This window comes from Marivita hallyeonensis, assembly GCF_900129875.1.
Taxonomy (GTDB): Bacteria; Pseudomonadota; Alphaproteobacteria; order Rhodobacterales; family Rhodobacteraceae; genus Marivita; species Marivita hallyeonensis.
The window spans coordinates 1-18,947 of sequence record NZ_FQXC01000001.1; the positions used below are offsets into that span (position 1 = coordinate 1).

Consider the following 18,947-nt stretch of genomic DNA (forward strand, 5'->3'; position numbering starts at 1 on the left):
TACTAATGGCCCGATAGGCTTGATTTGATCCAGTAATAATAAAACCGGCGCGCTAAAGTCAGAGCGCGACGCACTGGAACCAAGATCAAAAGCACCAAAACGCTGTGCCTGACTTGGACAACATACGTCGCACCAAACATTCGAACGGTGCGGGAACTCGCTGGCATCAAAGATGCTCAGCCTTGGCATCGCTGCGCGATACCCTGCCTGCCGCCGCTCACACCTGCGGTGTGACAAGTTGATTTATCCGACGCACCCAGACGACGACGGTGTGGCATCGGGCATTCTGTGAACAAAACACCCTGCCTGCCACCCGACGATCCAAAGGTGCGTCGTTGACACTTTCTCGGTTTGGTGATCATAGCACGAGCAAAACACCCGGCTCCATTCCGAACCCGGCCGTTAAGTGCCGTCGCGCCAATGGTACTGCGTCTCAAGACGTGGGAGAGTAGGTCATCGCCAAACCTAGTAAGTGTCAATACAATACACAAATCAAAAACGTATCTCTCAATAAAACGATGACAACTGTCGCGGGGTGGAGCAGCCCGGTAGCTCGTCAGGCTCATAACCTGAAGGTCGTAGGTTCAAATCCTACCCCCGCAACCAATTCCGAGATTTGTTCACGCCAAACGTTGTGCCCGTTACCTGCATGATGCTGTCGTGTTGTCGGCGGAATGTCACAAATTCGTCAAATGCAATGTGAAGTTGACCCGTGTTTCCTTCCTGAATTGGAGGTGCTATCGCGGGTAACTTACCTTAGTGATGCTGTAAGGTAAAAAGGCGCGTTTTGAGGCGGACGGTTTAGTTATGACCGAAGCGACACTTCAGCCGATGGAAACCCATCAATCATGGCGCGCGCGTCTGCCATGGGTTGCGGCTGGGATTGCTGCGGCGATCTGCGTGATGCCGCATATCAGCGTCCTCATAGCGGCGGTCATGGGGTCGACGGAGACGTTGCAGTCTCTCGCGGAGTCGGTGCTGGGGCGCTACACGCGCACGACTGCGCTGCTGTTGCTGTTTGTTGTCGCTTTCAGCACGATCATCGGGACGACCACTGCATGGCTGGTGACCACCACCGAGTTCCGGGGGCGACGTCTTCTGGAGATCGCGCTGGTCTTGCCGCTCGCGTTTCCGGCTTACGTGTTGGCCTATGCCTATACCCACGTTCTGGATCATCCGGGGATCGTGCAATCCACCCTGCGCTCCGTGATGGGCTGGGGGCCGCGAGACTACTGGTTTCCCGAGGTTCGGTCCTTGGGAGGCGCCGTCGTCATGCTGACGCTGGTCCTGTATCCTTACGTCTATCTTCTGGCGCGGGCCGCGTTTGCGTCGCAGAGCGCGTCAACATTCTATGCGGCGCAATCGCTTGGTCAGTCACGGTTGGGGGCTTTTTGGCGCGTCTCATTACCCATGGCGCGGCCCGCGATTGCCTCGGGCGCCATGTTGGTGGGCATGGAGACCATCGCCGATTTTGGCACTGTGTCTTATTTCGGTGTGCAGACCTTTGCCGTGGGCATCTATTCGAGTTGGATCAGCTTTGCGGACCGTGCCGCCGCAGCGCAGTTGTCTTTGGCGTTGCTGACTTTCGCTTTGCTGCTTGCCATCCTCGAGCGGATCAATCGGGGTGAGGCGCGTTATGCCTTTGGTCGAAAGTTCGAACACATGCCGCGTGTCACCTTGCGCGGTCGGCGCGGTGTCCTGGCGTTTCTCGTCTGCTTTCTGCCAGCGTTTCTGGGCTGTTTTCTTCCCGTCATCATGTTGGCGGACATGGCCGTCGGCTCAGGGCAAGACCTGCTGAGCCCGCGTTACCTCCACTTCCTGCGCAATTCCGTCATCCTTGGTGTTTGCGCGGCAGTGATCACCGTGTCGGTGGCCATTCTATTCGGAAGTCTGGCGCGCAATACAAAGTCGGTTTTTGCCACGATCGCGCTCTACATCGGGCGGATGGGCTATGCGGTGCCGGGTGGCGTGATCGCAGTCGGCCTCCTGGTTCCGTTCGCCTATTTCGATAATACGCTGGACGCATTCATGCGCGAGAGGTTCGACATCTCCACGGGGTTGTTGTTCACCGGATCGATCTGGTTGCTTGTCTGCGCCTACATGATCCGCTTTCTGGCGGCGGCCATCGGGGCATACGAAGGCGGGGCGGCGATCATCAATCCGAACATGGATGCGGCGGCACGCGTGTTGGGGCAGAGCGAGTGGGGGCTGGTGCGACGGGTGCATTTTCCGCTGTTACGGCCCAGCCTGCTGACTGCACTGCTGATCGTATTTGTGGATGTGATGAAGGAACTGCCTGCGACGCTTATCATGCGCCCGTTCAATTTCGACACGCTGGCGGTACAGGCTTATCGGCTTGCGTCCGACGAACGGCTTGAAGGCGCCGGAGTGCCCAGCCTTGTGATCGTCGCGGTTGGATTGCTGCCGGTCATTCTTCTGTGCCGGACAATGCGGCGGGACAGGTAGTCCAGAAAAAAGGCGGGTCTAAACCCGCCTTCTATATTTCGATCGGGCTTATTCCCACTCTGCGGCGTTCAACACCTCGACCGCCGCGTCGATATTCTCGGCGATATCAGACAGGTCGATGGTGTCGGGACGGAAGATGCCCAGCGCCGCGACGGAGGGTGACAGGCCGACACCCGGAACAGCCGGATATTCATCGTTGCCTGCCGAGAAGTATTCCTGTGCCTGTTCGGACGCGAGGTATTCCAGGAACTTGATCGCGTTTTCGCGGTTTGGCGCGTTTGCGGCAACGCCGCCACCCGAGATGTTCATGTGCGCGCCGATATCGTTCTGGTTCGGGAAGACCCAGCCGATGTTTTCAAGGTCCTCGGCGGTCATTGTGCTGTCGCCTTTGCGCAGGGCGCGTGCGTAGTAATAGGTATTGGACATCGCGATATCGCATTCACCCGACGCAATGCCGCGCAGCTGATCGGTATCGCCGCCCTGGGGATCGCGCGCGAAGTTGTTGACGACCCCGTTGGCCCAATCCTGCACCGCGTCCTTGCCCAGATGCGCGATCAGCGCTGCCGTGATGTTCTGGGTGTAGACATTGGTGGAGGAGCGAATGCAGACTTTGCCCTCGTATTCGGGGTTTGCAAGGTCCTGATATGTCTTTGGCGGATTGGTGACATCGGTCTTGTCATAGAACAGAATGCGCGCGCGCTGAGAGAAACCGAACCATTGGTTGTCATCGTCCTGCAGATAGGACGGTACGCTCGCCTCGATCACATCGCTTTCAATGGACTGAAGCAGACCAAGGCTTTTGGCGCGTGCAAGACGCACCGTGTCCACCGTCAGGAATACATCAACGGGACTGTTGGCACCTTCGGCTTGCATGCGCGCGATCAGCTCGTCCGCATTGCCTTCGATCCGATTGATCGTGATCCCGGTCGCGTCGGTAAAGTCCGAGTAAAGCCGTTCGTCCGTGTCGTAGTGGCGGGACGAGTACAGGTTCAAGTCGCCATTGGCGTAGACCGCCGAACCCACAAAGGTGCTGGCGATGACGGCAAGAGCGGATGTTTTCGAGAGAACAGACATGGAATCCTCCGTGTGGCGTAAATCTTATAAAAAGAGTCAGTTACACGATTCAAATATCACTGCAAGACTTTCTGACTAAAACTGTCGGAAATTAATTCTGAGGCGTAACCGGACCAATCCGGAATGGTTCGCTCCATTATGCGTACCTCGTATCAACGCGTGACCAGCACTCTCAACTAACGATCAGGCGAATCCCATCCGAGGGTCTTTTACGAAAACATGTCGCATGGTTTAGACTATAATCCTGATTATCTTTGTCGGGAATTTGCCGTGGGAGAGGCGTGTGGCTCAATTCGGGAAGTCGATAATGACGGTTGCCATCCATGTGGACACTGGCCGCGGCTGGCATGACACCGGTCGCGTCGTCGATGCAGAAGAACGCCGGCTTCTGAACACCCTAAGGCTTGTTGGTCGCCAGTGTCGCATCAAGGCACGAGCGGATCTGTTCAAGGCGTGCGCGGTTCTGTCTTGCGACAACACAGTGTCGTTGACCTCATACGCGGAAACCCTGATGCGCAGTCTGTCACAAGCGCTTGGCATGATGCCCGTCTTGCATGCCCCAGGCGAAGACGAGATTTCCTTTGACGAGACTTGGTTGCTTGGCTTGGCAAAGGCCATTGCTCGAGAGGACAGGACAAGTACGGACTTCCTTCTACGGTCGCGGGTTCATCCTCATGCGCGGCGTCACTGCGGGTTTCTCATGGCCGCTATAGTTGAGCATTTCGATCTGATTTAGAATTATTCTAAAAAGCTCTTGGCAAGCGTTTCGGAAGACGTATTTATAGTTCCAAGCGAGCCAGCCCAATGCCAGCCAGCGATAGTTTAACCGATACGGAGGGCGACATGACCGAAACAGCGATGTCCATGTCCACAGATGCTCAGAAACAGATTGCAGATGCGCTCAACCAGTGTGTGGCCGAAACGGCAGTCACAACGATGATGGCGCAGAACTTTCATTGGAATGTAACCGGGATGGCGTTCGGCCCGTTGCACGAACTGTTCCAGAAAATCTACGAAGACCACTTTGTGGCGCAGGATGATTTGGCCGAGCGGGTCAAGGCTCTGGATGCGCATGCAGAAGGTACGCTCGCAGGCATGATCAAACGATCGAAGGTGGTCGAACATGACGGCCATGCGTCGGCGGAAGAAATGATCAAGACGTTGAAAGAAGCTCAGGAAACGTTGGCGGCGACGCTTGCGGGGGCGGGTGAATTGGCGGCCGAACACGGCGATACGCTGACCGAAGACCTGTGCATTGCGCGCGGTCAGGAGCACGAAAAGTTCGCATGGTTCCTGCGGGCGCATTTGCGCTAAGAGATCTCACATCAAAGAAAAGGGCGGTGCGAAAGCGCCGCCTTTTACATGTCAGGCTGCCTTGTCCTTGTCCCAGACCAGCTTGATCTTCTTCTTTTTGAGCTTCTTGGCATAAGCCGCGTCCCAGTGGGTATACTTGCCCAAATCGGCCTGCTGACTGCGCAGCATGTCGATGAAGGCAAGGCGGTGCTTGTCTTTCTTCAACTCTTTGAAGAGCGACTTCTGTGCCTTCGTCATCGAACACCCGATGCAATGCCCGGCGCGTTTGAATTTACAGACGTCGATGCAGGGGCTTGGGACTTTTGCCATAGGTTCCTCGTTCGTGCGTTGCCGGGCCCGCGTATTTTCAGTGCAGTCGAAGCGAAGCGGCGGTAAGGCCGTCTCGAGCGGTGTTGTGCTCTTTGGCCAACTCACGGGTGGCGACTCCCACCTCACCGGCCAAAAGCGCGACATGCTCTGCATGTGCAGGGCGTACAAGAAGGGTCGCAATGAGTGTCGCCTCGTGCAGTTCGCCGTTGCTGGCAAACCGGACAAGATTGGCGAAAATTGCTTCGTCCGACCCCACGCAGCGGCACGCGACGCCGTGACGAAGTAAGGGGCGCAGCATGTTTGCCTCGATCACCGAAAGCAGCCTTTCGAAATCTCGCAGCCGGTGTCGCGCATCGCCCGGTCTGAAAGCCCGTGCATAGGCACTCCAGACCTGCGCCTGCCCGGTCGGGCCATCTTGCCAAAGGCGCATGTTGAGGATGAGCTCTGCCTCCCAGGCAGAGACCTCCGCCAGCTGACCGACCGCCATGGCGCCACGGATATCACGCTCCATCTTCATTTTGTCAGGATCAACTTGCCAGCGCGCGTGATGCGCAGTGTGTAGACCTGCCCGTCGAGGACGATCTTGGCCTGCGCACCGTTCGAAATCAGGACGCGCGCGTCGTATGTCGGAATGTCATCATGCAGCGCTTGCGGTGCAGGGATGGGCTGTTCGCGGTTCATGGCGTTCATGTTTCGCCTCCACGAAGGTCAGCGAGTGTTTCTATGTTCATCTCCGCCGCGCACTCTTGGCAGAACCCGGTATAGAGCGCCTCTTTCCAGCAGCACGTGTCGGCGAATAGTGTTTTCAACCAAACCATCGGACGATCCTTTTTAGCATCCGGGCTGTGCTGCCAAAGCAGGTGGCTGGGATTCGCAAGGATATTAGTTGATGATTTTTATCAAGAATGCAATCCCGAGTATTTTTGTCAATTGTCGCAGTTTTGGACGTTTGAGGTCCCGTGGCGATCTGCCTCTCGAGCGCAAGTCGTTCTTCTATTGACCGAATCCGGGATCAGGGTGCAGATGACCGTGCTTTCGGTCCGGGCGTTTGAAAAAGCGTTTGGTGAAAAGGGAACGCGGTGCTTTGGCAATTGCCAGAAAATCCGCGACTGCCCCCGCAACTGTGAGCGGTGAGCGATGCTGCATATGCCACTGGCGCCATAGACGGTGTTGGGAAGGCCAGCAAAGCGAAGACCCGCAAGTCAGGAGACCTGCCGTTGGCCAACACCCAGTCTGGGCGCGGGGCGCGTTCGGGCGGCGGCACGTCCGCAGTGGTGTCCATCACCGTCTGCGGGCAAGGACATGTCCCAGATTCGTTTCAAACTCCGGCGCGTCGCGTCGGTCAAGGCTGGGAATAACCTATATGGTACGCCTTACTTCAAAACTCCTTCTCTGCACGACGCTGGTCGCGCCATCTTTCGTGGCCGCGCAAGACGGGGGAACCGTGATCGAACTTGATGACATTGTCGTCTTCGGTGGACTGCTTCCGACCAATCTTGAAACCACCGGCGCCACAATCGACGTCGTCGAAAGCGATGAACTGACGACCGAAGGCCTGGGCAGCGTCGCAGCGCTTGACGCGGTGCCGGGTGTCTCTGTCGCGTCGAACGGAGGTCTTGGGTCGCAATCCGCCGTGCGTATTCGCGGGCTCGCCGATGCGTATATCGGCGTCCGCATCGACGGCATTGACGTGACCGACCCGTCGATTACCCAGACCCGCTTCAACTTCGGAAACCTTACCACCGGTGCGCTGGACCGCGTTGCCGTGATCAAGGGCACACAATCGGCGATCTACGGGTCGGACGCGATTGCGGGCGTGATCGAGGTTGAGACCTGGCGGCCGGAGGTCGATGGCTTTTCGGGACGCGCCGGTGCGGAAATCGGAAGTTTCGAAACTTACGCAGGCCGATTGAGCTTTGGCTATCTTGATGACCGCGCCGAACTTGCGCTGAGCCTTGGCCGGATCACGTCCGAAGGCTTCTCTTCGCGTGTGGACGACGACGAAGATGATGGGTTCGAGGAAAGCTCGGCCAACCTTTTCGCTGCGTACCAGATCAGCGATGACATCCGCGTCGGGATCGCCGGACTGTGGGCGGACAGCAGCAACGAATTCGACCGCTCGACCTCCGATAACTCCGGTGAATTGGACGAAACCCGGCGCGGGGCGCGCGTGTTCGGCGAATTCCAAACCGGCGCGTGGACGCACGAGCTGTCTTTCAGCCGCTATGAAACCGAACGCTTCGACGCGGGTGGTTTTACGCAGGAGTTTACCGGCGAGCGTGACACGGCCGCTTATCTGGCGCGGGGAGAGATTTCGCCAACCGTTGCACTGGCCTTCGGCGCGGATTGGACAGAGGAGCGGTCATCCCTCGACGGTGCGGAATATGATGCCGAGAACTCTGCCATTTTCGGGGAAATCAAGACAACGCCGAACGACGCATTGGAACTGTCTGTGACATTGCGCTACGACGATTATTCGGATTTCGACGGGCAGCTGTCCGGTCGTGCGGCGCTGTCATACCAGTTGAACGACACCACCTTGCTGCGAGCTTCCATTGGAACAGGATATCGCGCGCCGTCCCTCTATGAACGGTTCGGTCCTTTCGCCGGAAGCGGGACGCTTGATCCGGAAAGCAGCCGCAGCATCGATCTTGGGATCGAGCATGATTACGGCGACCGCGGATTTGTTCGGGCAACGGTCTTTTGGACCGAGATTGACGATCTCATCGGTTTTGGCACGTCCCCGAATTGTCTGCCGTCGCAAACTTTTGGCTGTTACACCCAGCTTGACGGCGTGACGCGGACCCGCGGTCTTGAACTGAGCGGGGCTTATGATGTCACGGATCGCCTTCGGTTCTCGGGAGCCTATACCCTGACCGATGCCGACACTGACGGTGATCGCCTCATCCGCGTGCCGCGCCATGATCTTTCGCTGGCTCTGGAAGCGGACGTCACGGATCGCCTGCAAGCAGGGATCACTGTCACGCGGGTCGCCGACATTCTCGACGGATTCGGAACCCCGACACCGTTGGATGATTACACAGTGGTCGACGTGTCGGCGCGGTACGCCTTCAACGACACTCTGAGCGTCTACGGCGCAATCGATAACCTGGCCGATACCAGCTACGAAACCGTCCGTGGCTTCAATGCGCCAGAGCGTACGATCCGTTTTGGCATTGAAACTACGTTCTGATCCATGCGGCGTCTCCTGACGCTCATCATCACGACGCTGGCCGCCACGGTGGCCAGCGCCTCTGACCTGCCGAAGGTCGTGTCCGTCAACGTGTGTACGGACCAGTACGTCTTGCTTCTGGCAGACAACGCGCAAATCCTTTCACTCTCCAGACTGGCCGATGATCCCTTCAGCTCTGCCATGGCGGCCCGGGCGAAGGACTTTCCCAAGACAGCAGGCAACGCCGAAGCGATTGCCATGCAACAGCCCGATCTGGTCGTCGCCAGCGAGTGGACCGACCCAGCGCTCGTCACCATGCTGCGCGCTATCGGCGTGGAGGTCTTACAGGTTTCCAGCATCACGCGGCTGGATCAAATTCCCGACCATCTGCGCCTGATGGGGCAGGCGTTGGCGCAAGAAGACCGCGCGGAGGCCTTGGCGCAAACGTTTGCAGAAGAGCTCGCGCAATATCGACTGACTGACGGCCCAGGCCCATTGGCCGCGTTCTATTATCCAAACGGTTATGCCTTGGGCGCCGGGACACTCAGCCACGATATCCTGACCCATGGCGGCGCGCGAAACCTGTCAGTTGAACTTGGTATGCAGGGCGGTGGGCGTCTGTCATTGGAACAAGTGGTGCTCCTTGAGCCGGACTTCCTGATTGGATCGCCGTCTTACAATGGCCATTCCCGATCTGAGGAAGTCACACAGCACCCGGCCATCGATGGGGTCCCGATCCTTCAAAGCTCTGCAGAATGGTCCTGCGGAACGCCTTCCAGTCTGAATGCGGCGCTGCAAGTGAGAGAGATGGTCAAAACAGTCGAGGCCGCGCAAACGACGGACAAGTAGAATGCAACCGGTCAACACGGGGCGGCCATTGGGCACTTCCAAATTGCCGCATTCCCGGCGACAGATGTTTCGTGGCTTGCTGAAAACGCGGGCAGTGGCTCTGACTCGGTTGCTTTGCATCGCCCGGAACGTCGGACTATTTGAAAATCTGCGAAAGGCATGCTTGGTTACGGGATGGCCCAAGATACTCTGACCAAAGAAAAATCTCCTGCGTTGAGCCGCGCCTTGGCATCACGCGTGAGCGAGATTTACCCGGATTTCGACGCGGATATTCTGGCAAGCAAGATCATCGAAGCGTTCTGGCCGGAAGGCACGCATCGTCGCAAGCGAGGCAGGCCACCGGGGAACGCGCTTTGGTCACAGGGCGATGCGCTTTTGATCACCTACGGCAACTCACTGGTCGACGGCACACACAAGCCATTGGACTTGCTAAACGATTTTCTGCGCCGATACCTCAAAGGCGTCGTCAACGGGGTGCACATCCTGCCGTTCTTTCCGTTCACCTCGGACGACGGATTTGCGGTGACAGACTACCTGTCGGTCAACCCACAGCTGGGCGATTGGGCCGACATCAATCGCATTGCCGATGAGTTCAAGCTGATGTCGGACCTCGTGCTGAATCACGTGTCGAGCCAGGGCAACTGGTTCAACGCCTACCGGCAGGGCCAACCGCCCTACGACAAATTCTTCTTCGAAGCGGATCCTAGTGATGATCTGAGCATGGTCGTGCGCCCGCGCACCACGCCGCTGTTGCAGAAGGTCGAGACCAAAGATGGCCCGCGCCACGTCTGGTGCACATTCAGCCATGACCAGATCGATCTCGATTTCCGGAACCCGGAGGTGCTGCTGGAATTCCTGCGCACCATTCGCACACATATCGACAACGGCGTTCAAATCATTCGCCTCGATGCGGTTGCGTTCCTGTGGAAAGAGGTCGGGTCGCCATCGATCCACCTGCCGCAAACCCATGCCATCGTAAAACTCATCCGATTGCTGTGCGACTACGCGCAAGAGCCGATCGTGCTTTTGACGGAAACCAACGTACCGAAGGCAGAGAACCTCAGCTATTTCGGCAAGCGGGATGAAGCGCATGTCATTTACAACTTCCCGTTGCCACCTCTGATCCTGCACGCGCTTCTTTCTGGCACGGCGACGCATCTGAACCGGTGGCAACGCTCTATGCCGCCCGCGCCGTTGGGCTGTGCCTATCTCAACTTCACGGCCAGCCATGACGGTATCGGTATGCGCCCGGCCGAAGGATTGCTGTCGGCGGAAGACCAGGTCGCGATGATCGACACGGTCAGAAAGGTGGGCGGCCTCGTTTCCATGCGCGCGCTCCCGGACGGTGGCGAAGCGCCTTATGAACTGAACTGCACATTCTTCGAAGCACTCAGCCAGACCTTCGATGGTCCGGACGCGCACCATATCGAACGGTTTCTTTGTTCGCAGACAATCGTCATGTCGCTCGAGGGCATTCCGGCGTTTTACATTCATTCGCTTCTGGCCACGCCGAATGACACGGAAGCCGTCGAGCGGCGCGGCATGAACCGGGCCATCAACCGGCATCGCTGGGACTACGAAGATTTGCGCTCAAAACTCGAAGACAGCGAAACCGTCCATGCCCGGGTGCTCAAAAGCATCTCTGACCGCTTGCGTGCCCGGAAGAAGCAGGCGGCGTTCCACCCGAACGCCACGCAGTTCACCGTTCACACAGGCGACAACCGGGTGTTCGGTCTCTGGCGTCAGAGCCTGGATCGGAGGCAGTCGATCTTCGCACTCCATAACGTGAGCGCTGATACGGTGACGATCCCTCTCAGCGCCCTCAATCTGATTGAGGACGAGGACTGGCGGGATCTGTTGTCAGACGAAGCGATGACCGGAGACGAAATCGTTCTGGCCCCGTATCAGTGCCGTTGGATCAGCAATACCGATCATTGAAAGTCTTCTGTATCCGCCGCTGCGGCGGCCTGCATATCGCGGATGAAATACGGGTCGGCGGCATGCACGCGGTTCCACGTGGCGATAAACGGCGTCTCGTGCGGATTGTCGAGGAAGGTCTGTCCGGCGCGCATGATGTTATTGGCAAAAAGCTCAATGGATTGCTCTTCGGCGTGGCGGTCGATGCTGAGACCGTTCATTTGGGCGTCACTGTAATAGGCGTCAAGCAAGTCGAGCGCACTGCGATAGTACGTGGCTTTCAGCGTGCGGAATGTGTTGGTCGTGAAGATCGTGCCATCGGCTGCAAGCTTGCGGAAGATCGCTTTGCAGATGTCTGTCGACATCCGATTGAGGCCAGTGGCCGCGTCTTCGGGGCTGAGCAACTGATGTTTGTGATCGTAGCCATCGGCGATTTCCACTTGGCACACCGCTTTGGGCGCAAGGTTTCGCCACGCTTCGGACAGAACGCCGATTTCCAGACCCCAATCAGACGGAATGCGCAAGTCGGGAAGGATATTGGTCCGCATCGCGAACTCGCCTGACAGCGGATAGCGGAAACTGCGCAGGTAATCGAGGTAATCGCGATCCCCGATCACGCGCTTCAGCGCAATGAGCAGCGGACTCACCAAAAGCCGCGTCACCCTGCCGTTCAGCTTGTTTGCGCCGATCCGCGCATAATAGCCTTTGGCAACCTGATACGGGAAGGTCGGGTTGGCCACCGGATAGACCAGACGCGCCAGCATTTCGTTCGTGTAGGTCAGGATATCGCAATCGTGGATCGCCATGACGGCGCTGTCCTGGCAACCGATCAGATATCCGATGGAGGACCACACGTTCTTGCCCTTGCCCTGTTCGGCTGGCAGGAGGCCCATCTGCTCCAGCCGATTGCCAAGCGCCAGCATCCGCGGGCTATCGTTCCAGATCACGATGTGGTTCTGGTTCAGACCCTCGAAAAAGGTGCGCGCGTGGCGGAACTGCTCTTCGGTCGCACGGTCCAGGCCGATGATAATGCGATGCAGGTAGGTGACGTTCGACAGCTCTTTCAGGATGCGCGGCATCGCGTCGGTTTCTAGCTCGGAATAGAGACAGGGCAGGATCAGCGACATCTTTCGCGTCTGCGCAAAGGTCTCCAACTCATAGGTCATTTCGGCCAAGGAACGGGTGCGCAGATTGTGCAGGGTCGCGATGTTCCCGTTCTGATGAAAATCAACCATTTGCGTGTGTTCCCGTCGTCAAGCCAAGCTGGTACAGCAGGGCGCATACTGCCGTGTTCCAGCCATGGGGACCAGCGTCCCGGGTGCGGCTGATGCGCCCTTCGGCTTCGCCTTTGAGGTGGGGCAGGGGGTCACGATGAGGATTGGCGACAATCACTCCGAATTCCGCCGCCTCGAGCATCGCAATATCGTTCGGCGCATCCCCCAGTGCGATGCTGTGTTTCGGTTTGTAACGCGCAAGCACGCGCGCCATGCCATCCGCCTTCGTCGCACCGAACGACAGGGTGAGAAATCGTCCGCCTTGTGTGGCTGTCAGTCCCTGCTCTTGGATCGCCGCGAGAAACGCATCTTTTGCCGCGTCGTGCCCTGTCCAAAGCCCCGGCTCCGAGAAATCCCGCTTCATGGCAAGCCGGGCAGCGTCCGGTGAGAGGCCGGTCAGCGTGGCGATCTCATCCGCGGACATATCGCCGAACCCTGTGAAATGCTTTCTGAGAGACGGTGGAATGGCATCGAGCATCTGGCGGACCTTTTCGTAGTCCTCCGCAATGTCGTCCTGCCCCGGCAGACCAATCACACCTGCTCCGTTCTCGACGATTGCGGGATAGTCAGAAAGACCCATCGCTTGCTGCAGGACGACTATCTCTGCGGCGGTCTTACTGCTGGTCAAAACAACCGGACACCCAATTTGCGCCAGCCGATGAAGAGCGGGTTTTGCTGGCGACCAATCGTACGTTTCGTGGTCCAGAAGCGTACCATCGAGGTCAGAGAACACGACAAGGTCGGGAGGATTCGTCATATCCGCGAGTGTTCCGCGCGGTTGTGGCAGGCTCAACCATGAAACGTGCCAATTTGCGGATCAGTGACCGTAAAGCGCCGAATAGATCCCAAAGAAACCAACACAAACAAGGCTGAGCGCCCAGACCACATCAAGGTTCAGCCATGTTTTCGAGAGGAACTTCAAACCCAGCCAGAGATAGATGAAGACCGCGATGACGGCACCGGCCGAGGTCATGGCGACGGTGTGAACTGCGGCCACCAGAAAGGCGAGGCGGATGTTGCTTGTCATCAGTGTCTGAGCCGCCTCGTGGCCGACGTCCTGCTGTTCAAAGCCGCAAATGCCCAGAAAGATCGGTACCAGCATCAAACCGGCCCCATGCGCCAGCGCTGCAAGGAACGACCAGAGCGCCAAGCGCGCCGGGTGGACGCGGGCAAGGAACCGGGGGTGGCGACGATTGACCAGAAGGTAGATACCCATCGCAACCACAATCAGGCCAGCGCCCATGCGTATCTGCAATTCCCAGTCGACCAGGAACAGCATCACGGAGAACGGTAGAAGGATCGCCAGCATGGACAGGAAATGCCCGAGCGCAAGAAGCCCAAGCGCTTTGGGAAGCGCGCGGTGATCGCGCTCCATCAAAGCGGCGGACACGGCCAAGGGCCAGCCCATGCCGGGGTTCACTCCGTGATAGAACCCGGAAATGATAACGGCCCACCAAAGGGCCGCTACCGACAGGTCTTCTATGCCCATTTAGGCCGACGGATAACAGAAGCTGTCCGTTGAACAGTCACCACCTTCAAGACGGATCTGGTGGCTGCGATAACCCTTGGGGAAGTCGATGTAGAAATCCGGATCAAGCTCCAGCCCGCCGTTTTCACCGACGCGGGCCATCACCATCTGCCCGCCTTCATCGTTCGGGTAGAACTGGTCATCCCATGTCGAGTAAAGCGAGTTCGTCCAGTAGACCCGTTTGCCGTCACGGCTGATCTCGACCATCTGCGGGCCGTAGACGAAGGGCTTGCCATTCGGATGCGGTGTCCCGCGGGCGATGCCGCCCACCTCGACCTTGCCGGCAAGCACTGGGTTCATCGGGTCGGACACGTCATATTGATGCATCTCGCCCAAGCCCCAGCACGCAACGTAGAGATACTTGTCATCGAGGCTGAGGTCGATATCCGTCACAAGGGGCGGCACAGCTTCGAAACCTTGCAGAAGCGGGGGCAGGTTATCGGCCTTTTCGGGGCGCGGATCGATGGTGATTGTCTTCTTCGCCTGCCACTTCCCGTCATCGTCACGCCACCAGGTGAAGATCGCACCTTGAAGGTTTGTCGTGTCGACGACGACACCACAGAAGCCATAAGATTTCTTCGGATCATGCGCGGGGCGGATCTCGAGCGCCATCTGGTGGTTCTCACCCAGGTCGATGGTCTGAATGTTCTTTCGCGCGCGCAGGTCCCAGAAATGGATGGAGTGGCCGTACTTGTTGGACAGCAGATCCTCGGCCACCAAACCGTTTTCAAACTGGGGCGGCAAACCCCATTCCGAACTGACCATGTAGTCCTGCGGCAGGTTCCACCAGAAATCGTAGTGCTTGTCCTGCGGGCCACGGTCCATCTCGTACTGGCCGATCACCTCGAAGGTTTCGCAATCCATGATGAAGATCCCCGGAGGACCATCGGTGCCATCTTTTCCGCCGCCGCCAAGGGTCGAGACATAGATCCCCTCTGGGCCGCAATGGATCGTGTGCGGACGGGAATAACCTGTCTTCTCGAAAATCTCCTCCGGTTCGATGATCTTGTGGATCTTCGCCTCAAGCGGCTCTTTCACATCGATGATGTAAACGCGGCTCGACCGGATGCCGGGAACAATCAGATAGCGGCGTTCGAGAAAGGCGTGGCCGGTGAGTGGTGACAAGGCTGACGAGCAGGCGTTCCAGCCGAAATGGTGAAACTCGTCGCCTTTGTAAGGCACGATCACCTGATGCACGATCTGGCCATAGGTATCCGACTTCGGGTTCACATCGACCACGGCGATGCCGTCTTCTTGGGAGCCGTCCGGGCTGAGCATCACGGTGAAGGCGAAGTTCTCCACCGGGGCTTGCATCGCGATCTTGGGTGACGCGTAAAACGTCGGGTCTGGTCTCAAATTCATCACTTGTCCTCCCTTGGATGAATGTTGCCCTCTTTTGTGGGGCTTAATAGCGCGCCTTATCGGGGCCTTTCCGGGGCACATCGGCCTTCCCGGCACGGCGCTTGTTTCCCGTCCCAAAAAGGGATTCGGTTTAAATGTCTGACATTAGTCTGCGCGCGACTCGGGTGACCTGTAAACCGTCCGTTGTAACGCGACGGTTTGGGCTAACACTTTCGTCGTAGAGCCAAAGCGGAAAACCGCCGGTTCTGACGCGCTGCATGGTTGAGAGATTCGCCGATGCGCAGTGCTCATACGCATTGACAGGCCCGGTCTCAGGCGCAGGTTAGGCCGAAACAGACCATAAACTGACAGGACAGTGCATGACCGACTTCACAACCCGTCCAGATATCCGAGGCACTTTCGGCGTCGTGACTTCGACGCATTGGCTGGCCTCGGCGGTCGGAATGAGCATCCTCGAAAAAGGCGGCAACGCTTTTGACGCGGCGGTTGCGACCGGCTTGACCTTGCAGGTGGTCGAACCGAATTTGAACGGCCCGGCAGGTGATATGCCAGCGGTGTTCTATTCTGCGGAAACAGACGAGGTCTCGGTGCTGTGCGCGCAGGGTGTGGCCCCCGAAGCCGCCACGATTGCGCATTACAAGGCCGAGGGCTTGACGCTGATCCCGGGCTCGGGGCTTTTGGCGACGGTTGTGCCCGGCGCGTTCGACGGTTGGATGCTGATGCTGCGCGATCATGGCACGATGTCGCTGCGTGAGGTGATGCAACCCGCCATCGACTACGCCCGCGACGGTCACCCCATGCTTCCGCGTGTGGCGAATGCCATCGCTGGATTGGCCGACTTCCTGAAAGAGGAATGGCCGACTTCGGCGCAGGTCTGGTTGCCAGACGGAAAAGCCCCGGAAGCGCATAGCCTCTTCAGGAACCCGGACCTCGCCGCAACATACGATCGGCTTGCCTCATCCGACGGCGACACGCGCGAGGCCCAGATCGATGCGGCCCGCAAAGCGTGGTGCGAGGGTTTCGTGGCCGACGCGATCTTCGATTATCTGAAGGACGCGCATGTGATGGATGTGTCCGATGCCAAGCATTCCGCCGTGCTCTCACCCAAGGACATGGCGGAGTGGCAGGCGACATATGAAGAACCGCTGTCGTACGATTATCATGGGTGGACCGTACACAAGACACATCCTTGGTCTCAGGGTCCGGTGCTTTTGCAGGCACTTGCCATCCTGAAGGGGATCGATCTTGGGTCCATGGACCCGAACGGTGCGGAGTTCATCCATACCGTCATCGAAGCCATCAAGCTCGCTTACTCGGATCGCGAGGCCTATTATGGCGACCCGGATTTCAGCGAAGTGCCGATGGATGTGCTGTTGAGTGACGCTTATAATGCGGAGCGTCGCAAGCTCATCACGGACACGGCTTCGCACGAACACCGGCCCGGACACGTGCCGGGATTCGAGGCGCAGGCGGACGCCTATGTCGAACGCGCTCAGCGGGATTTCGGGGTTGGCGCAGTGGCGGCGCAGGAACCAACGATGGCGCATCTGACGGACAAGCGCGGCGATACGGTCCATCTCGATATTATTGACCGGTGGGGGAATATGGTGTCGGCCACGCCGTCCGGGGGCTGGCTGCAAAGCAATCCAGTCATCCCGGGGCTGGGTTTCCCACTCAATTCGCGCGCGCAGATGTTCTGGCTGGACGAGGGTCTACCCACGTCTCTTGCCCCGAAGCGCCGCCCTCGGACGACGCTCACCCCGAGCCTCGCTGAAAAGGACGGACGACAAATCGCGTTCGGCACACCGGGCGGCGATCAGCAGGATCAATGGCAGCTGATCTGGTTCCTGCGCTTCGTGCATTTCGGAATGGGGCAGCAGGAAGGGATCGATCGTCCACTGTTCCATTCCATGCATTTCCAAAGCTCGTTCTATCCGCGTCAGGCCAAGCCGGGTGAGATGATGATCGAGCCGAATGTCGGCGATGCCGTGATCGAAGAGCTTCGCGCGCGGGGGCACATCGTGACCGTGTCCGAGCCGTGGGCCATCGGGCGTCTGACGGCAGCGATGCGGGAACCGGACGGTCGCCTGAGCGCGGCGGCCACACCGCGCCTGATGCAGGCCTACGCCATCGGGCGCTGATCCGGGTCTGCCCGCATCTCGTCCAATCGCGCGTGCAGGCGTTCGGCGATCGCCAGAACCTGCGCCAGTTCTTCTTTGGAGACCACGCTAGTCAGGCTGTCTTCGAACGCCAGAGCCTTCGGCAAAATGTCGTCAAGGATCGCGCGTCCCTGCGCAGTGAGCGAGATTTTGACCAGCCGCTTGTCGGCGCGGTCGGTGACCTTTTCAAGGTGACCGAGTGCAACCAGACGGGACACGGATCGGCTGACGCGAGGCTTTTCGAGGTTCACGGTGCGATGGATCTCGCGGACGGACACTGCCCCTTCATTCGCCGTGTGCACGAGGACGCGCCAGTCGGACACGGTCAGGTCGTAGGGATCGGTGTAGACGGTCGACAACGCCTTGCTCACCCGTTCGGACAGGACGGCCAGCCGGTACGGCAGGAACTGGGTCAGGTCGAAGTCCTTGGGTGACATGATCGGCCTCGCCATCGAAAACGCTGTCTTCCGGCCTACATTGACTTTCGTTGCGTATGCAACGAAAATTGTTGCAAATGAAATGAGTCTATTCCTTTTGGACCAGACCAGACGATGCATGGGGAGGCACTATGGCGAAGGCATTCGCATCGCAGGGTGACATGTCGGAAAAGACCATCAGCTTCACGGAGGTGGGCGATGGGCTCTGGGCCTTCACGGCAGAGGGCGACCCGAATTCCGGCGTTATTATTGGCGACGACAGTGTCATGATCGTTGAGGCGCAGGCGACGCCCCGGTTGGCGGCCAAGGTGATCGAAAAGGTCCGTGAGGTCACCGACAAGCCGATCAGCCATCTCGTGCTGACCCACTACCACGCGGTCCGCGTGCTTGGCGCGTCGGCGTATGGTGCCGACCAGATCATCATGAGCGACACAGCCCGCGCGATGGTGGCAGAGCGCGGCCAAGAGGATTGGGACAGTGAGTTTCAGCGCTTTCCGCGTCTGTTCGAAGGCCATGAGAGCATTCCCGGCCTGACATGGCCAACAACCACCTTCCACGACCGGATGACGGTGTATCTTGGCAATCGCCGGGTGGACCTGATGCATCTGGGCCGCGCGCATACGGCGGGGGACATCGTGATCCATGTGCCGGATCAGAACGTGATGTTCACCGGCGATATCGTTGAATACCACTCCGCCTGTTATTGCGGCGACGGGCATTTCGGCGATTGGGGTACGACGCTGGACAACATCGCGGCCTTCGACGTCGATGCCATCGCGCCCGGTCGCGGCGATGCGCTGGTGGGAAAAGAGATGGTCAACGCGGCGCTCGTCAACACGCGTGATTTTGTCGACAGCACCTATCGCCCGGCGGCCAAGGTCGCGGCACGCGGCGGCAGTTTGAAAGACGCCTGGGACGCCGTGCGTGCGGAATGTGATCCGAAATTTGCGGATTACGCGATCTACGAGCATTGCCTGCCGTTCAACGTCTCTCGCGCCTACGACGAAGCGCGCGGGATCGACACGCCGCGCATCTGGACGGACAAGCGCGACATCGAGATGTGGGAGCAACTTCAGGGATAACATC

General features: G+C 58.5%; 17 protein-coding genes, 1 tRNA gene, 1 rRNA gene and 1 riboswitch. Of the genes, 10 read left to right on the top strand and 9 right to left on the bottom strand.

Annotated features, from left to right (window positions below; translation table 11 throughout):
- Positions 1–350 precede the first annotated feature (350 nt).
- From rrf to BUA42_RS00015, 3 genes are all read left to right on the top strand, one after another.
- A 5S ribosomal RNA gene (rrf, locus tag BUA42_RS00005) occupies positions 351–465 on the top strand.
- A gap of 64 nt (positions 466–529) precedes the next feature.
- Positions 530–606, top strand: a tRNA-Met gene (locus BUA42_RS00010).
- A gap of 225 nt (positions 607–831) precedes the next feature.
- Positions 832–2,466, top strand: a complete 1,635-nt coding sequence (locus tag BUA42_RS00015) for an ABC transporter permease (RefSeq protein WP_425435021.1) — start codon at positions 832–834, stop codon at positions 2,464–2,466.
- A gap of 48 nt (positions 2,467–2,514) precedes the next feature.
- Here the strand turns inward: BUA42_RS00015 and BUA42_RS00020 are convergent, their stop codons facing one another.
- A complete protein-coding gene (locus tag BUA42_RS00020; RefSeq protein ID WP_072775677.1) occupies positions 2,515–3,540 on the bottom strand; it encodes an extracellular solute-binding protein in 1,026 nt (341 codons plus the stop codon).
- Positions 3,541–3,847: 307 nt separating this feature from the next.
- Between BUA42_RS00020 and BUA42_RS00025 the strand changes: the two genes are divergently transcribed.
- Together BUA42_RS00025 and BUA42_RS00030 are read left to right on the top strand one after the other, a co-directional pair.
- A complete protein-coding gene (locus tag BUA42_RS00025; RefSeq protein WP_072775678.1) occupies positions 3,848–4,276 on the top strand; it encodes a hypothetical protein in 429 nt (142 codons plus the stop codon).
- A 107-nt stretch (positions 4,277–4,383) separates the two neighbouring features.
- Positions 4,384–4,854 (top strand): Dps family protein, encoded by a 471-nt coding sequence (locus BUA42_RS00030; RefSeq protein WP_072776649.1) that lies wholly within the window; start codon positions 4,384–4,386, stop codon positions 4,852–4,854.
- A 51-nt stretch (positions 4,855–4,905) separates the two neighbouring features.
- Here the strand turns inward: BUA42_RS00030 and BUA42_RS00035 are convergent, their stop codons facing one another.
- From BUA42_RS00035 to hemP, 3 genes are read right to left on the bottom strand one after another with little or no spacing between them, the layout of a single operon-like run.
- Positions 4,906–5,163: a DUF1289 domain-containing protein gene (locus tag BUA42_RS00035; RefSeq protein WP_072775679.1), complete on the bottom strand. Its 258-nt coding sequence runs from the start codon at positions 5,161–5,163 to the stop codon at positions 4,906–4,908.
- Positions 5,164–5,200: 37 nt separating this feature from the next.
- Positions 5,201–5,674 (bottom strand): hypothetical protein, encoded by a 474-nt coding sequence (locus BUA42_RS00040; RefSeq protein WP_245818898.1) that lies wholly within the window; start codon positions 5,672–5,674, stop codon positions 5,201–5,203.
- A gap of 2 nt (positions 5,675–5,676) precedes the next feature.
- Complete coding sequence (hemP, locus tag BUA42_RS00045) at positions 5,677–5,853, bottom strand: hemin uptake protein HemP (protein ID WP_072775681.1); 177 nt, start codon at positions 5,851–5,853, stop codon at positions 5,677–5,679.
- A gap of 329 nt (positions 5,854–6,182) precedes the next feature.
- A riboswitch (cobalamin riboswitch) is annotated at positions 6,183–6,396 on the top strand.
- Between the two features lie 130 nt (positions 6,397–6,526).
- Between hemP and BUA42_RS00050 the strand changes: the two genes are divergently transcribed.
- From BUA42_RS00050 to BUA42_RS00060, 3 genes are all read left to right on the top strand, one after another.
- Entirely contained in the window at positions 6,527–8,356 is a 1,830-nt protein-coding gene (locus tag BUA42_RS00050; protein WP_072775682.1) for a TonB-dependent receptor plug domain-containing protein, read from the top strand.
- 3 nt (positions 8,357–8,359) lie between these two features.
- Entirely contained in the window at positions 8,360–9,184 is an 825-nt protein-coding gene (locus BUA42_RS00055; RefSeq protein WP_072775683.1) for an ABC transporter substrate-binding protein, read from the top strand.
- 174 nt (positions 9,185–9,358) lie between these two features.
- Positions 9,359–11,122, top strand: a complete 1,764-nt coding sequence (locus tag BUA42_RS00060; protein ID WP_072776650.1) for a sugar phosphorylase — start codon at positions 9,359–9,361, stop codon at positions 11,120–11,122.
- On the opposite strand, the gene BUA42_RS00065 is transcribed toward BUA42_RS00060, so the two are convergent.
- The 4 genes from BUA42_RS00065 to BUA42_RS00080 are packed head-to-tail and all read right to left on the bottom strand — an operon-like array spanning position 11,116 to position 15,265.
- Positions 11,116–12,336: a glycosyltransferase family protein gene (locus tag BUA42_RS00065; RefSeq protein WP_072775684.1), complete on the bottom strand. Its 1,221-nt coding sequence runs from the start codon at positions 12,334–12,336 to the stop codon at positions 11,116–11,118. The genes BUA42_RS00060 and BUA42_RS00065 overlap by 7 nt on opposite strands.
- Positions 12,329–13,132, bottom strand: a complete 804-nt coding sequence (locus tag BUA42_RS00070) for an HAD-IIB family hydrolase (protein ID WP_072775685.1) — start codon at positions 13,130–13,132, stop codon at positions 12,329–12,331. Before BUA42_RS00070 ends, BUA42_RS00065 begins: the two co-directional genes overlap by 8 nt.
- A gap of 60 nt (positions 13,133–13,192) precedes the next feature.
- Positions 13,193–13,864, bottom strand: a complete 672-nt coding sequence (locus tag BUA42_RS00075; protein ID WP_072775686.1) for a hypothetical protein — start codon at positions 13,862–13,864, stop codon at positions 13,193–13,195.
- The gene (locus tag BUA42_RS00080) at positions 13,865–15,265 is read right to left on the bottom strand and encodes a selenium-binding protein SBP56-related protein (protein ID WP_072775687.1); all 1,401 of its coding nucleotides are present in this window, start codon (positions 15,263–15,265) and stop codon (positions 13,865–13,867) included.
- Between the two features lie 359 nt (positions 15,266–15,624).
- On the opposite strand from BUA42_RS00080, the gene BUA42_RS00085 reads away from it, so the two are divergent.
- The gene (locus BUA42_RS00085; RefSeq protein ID WP_072775688.1) at positions 15,625–17,406 is read left to right on the top strand and encodes a gamma-glutamyltransferase family protein; all 1,782 of its coding nucleotides are present in this window, start codon (positions 15,625–15,627) and stop codon (positions 17,404–17,406) included.
- Here the strand turns inward: BUA42_RS00085 and BUA42_RS00090 are convergent.
- The gene (locus BUA42_RS00090; RefSeq protein WP_072776651.1) at positions 17,388–17,861 is read right to left on the bottom strand and encodes a MarR family winged helix-turn-helix transcriptional regulator; all 474 of its coding nucleotides are present in this window, start codon (positions 17,859–17,861) and stop codon (positions 17,388–17,390) included. The two genes, BUA42_RS00085 and BUA42_RS00090, sit on opposite strands and share 19 nt — an antisense overlap.
- A 131-nt stretch (positions 17,862–17,992) precedes the next feature.
- Between BUA42_RS00090 and BUA42_RS00095 the strand changes: the two genes are divergently transcribed.
- Positions 17,993–18,943 (top strand): MBL fold metallo-hydrolase, encoded by a 951-nt coding sequence (locus BUA42_RS00095; RefSeq protein ID WP_072775689.1) that lies wholly within the window; start codon positions 17,993–17,995, stop codon positions 18,941–18,943.
- Positions 18,944–18,947 lie beyond the last annotated feature (4 nt).

Coding starts and splice junctions, on each gene's coding strand:
- BUA42_RS00015 (WP_425435021.1), top strand. CDS start 832: ATGGAAACCCATCAATCATGGCGCGCGCGTCTGCCATGGGTTGCGGCT.
- BUA42_RS00020 (WP_072775677.1), bottom strand. CDS start 3,540: ATGTCTGTTCTCTCGAAAACATCCGCTCTTGCCGTCATCGCCAGCACC.
- BUA42_RS00025 (WP_072775678.1), top strand. CDS start 3,848: ATGACGGTTGCCATCCATGTGGACACTGGCCGCGGCTGGCATGACACC.
- BUA42_RS00030 (WP_072776649.1), top strand. CDS start 4,384: ATGACCGAAACAGCGATGTCCATGTCCACAGATGCTCAGAAACAGATT.
- BUA42_RS00035 (WP_072775679.1), bottom strand. CDS start 5,163: ATGGCAAAAGTCCCAAGCCCCTGCATCGACGTCTGTAAATTCAAACGC.
- BUA42_RS00040 (WP_245818898.1), bottom strand. CDS start 5,674: ATGGAGCGTGATATCCGTGGCGCCATGGCGGTCGGTCAGCTGGCGGAG.
- hemP (WP_072775681.1), bottom strand. CDS start 5,853: ATGAACGCCATGAACCGCGAACAGCCCATCCCTGCACCGCAAGCGCTG.
- BUA42_RS00050 (WP_072775682.1), top strand. CDS start 6,527: ATGGTACGCCTTACTTCAAAACTCCTTCTCTGCACGACGCTGGTCGCG.
- BUA42_RS00055 (WP_072775683.1), top strand. CDS start 8,360: ATGCGGCGTCTCCTGACGCTCATCATCACGACGCTGGCCGCCACGGTG.
- BUA42_RS00060 (WP_072776650.1), top strand. CDS start 9,359: ATGGCCCAAGATACTCTGACCAAAGAAAAATCTCCTGCGTTGAGCCGC.
- BUA42_RS00065 (WP_072775684.1), bottom strand. CDS start 12,336: ATGGTTGATTTTCATCAGAACGGGAACATCGCGACCCTGCACAATCTG.
- BUA42_RS00070 (WP_072775685.1), bottom strand. CDS start 13,132: ATGACGAATCCTCCCGACCTTGTCGTGTTCTCTGACCTCGATGGTACG.
- BUA42_RS00075 (WP_072775686.1), bottom strand. CDS start 13,864: ATGGGCATAGAAGACCTGTCGGTAGCGGCCCTTTGGTGGGCCGTTATC.
- BUA42_RS00080 (WP_072775687.1), bottom strand. CDS start 15,265: ATGAATTTGAGACCAGACCCGACGTTTTACGCGTCACCCAAGATCGCG.
- BUA42_RS00085 (WP_072775688.1), top strand. CDS start 15,625: ATGACCGACTTCACAACCCGTCCAGATATCCGAGGCACTTTCGGCGTC.
- BUA42_RS00090 (WP_072776651.1), bottom strand. CDS start 17,861: ATGTCACCCAAGGACTTCGACCTGACCCAGTTCCTGCCGTACCGGCTG.
- BUA42_RS00095 (WP_072775689.1), top strand. CDS start 17,993: ATGGCGAAGGCATTCGCATCGCAGGGTGACATGTCGGAAAAGACCATC.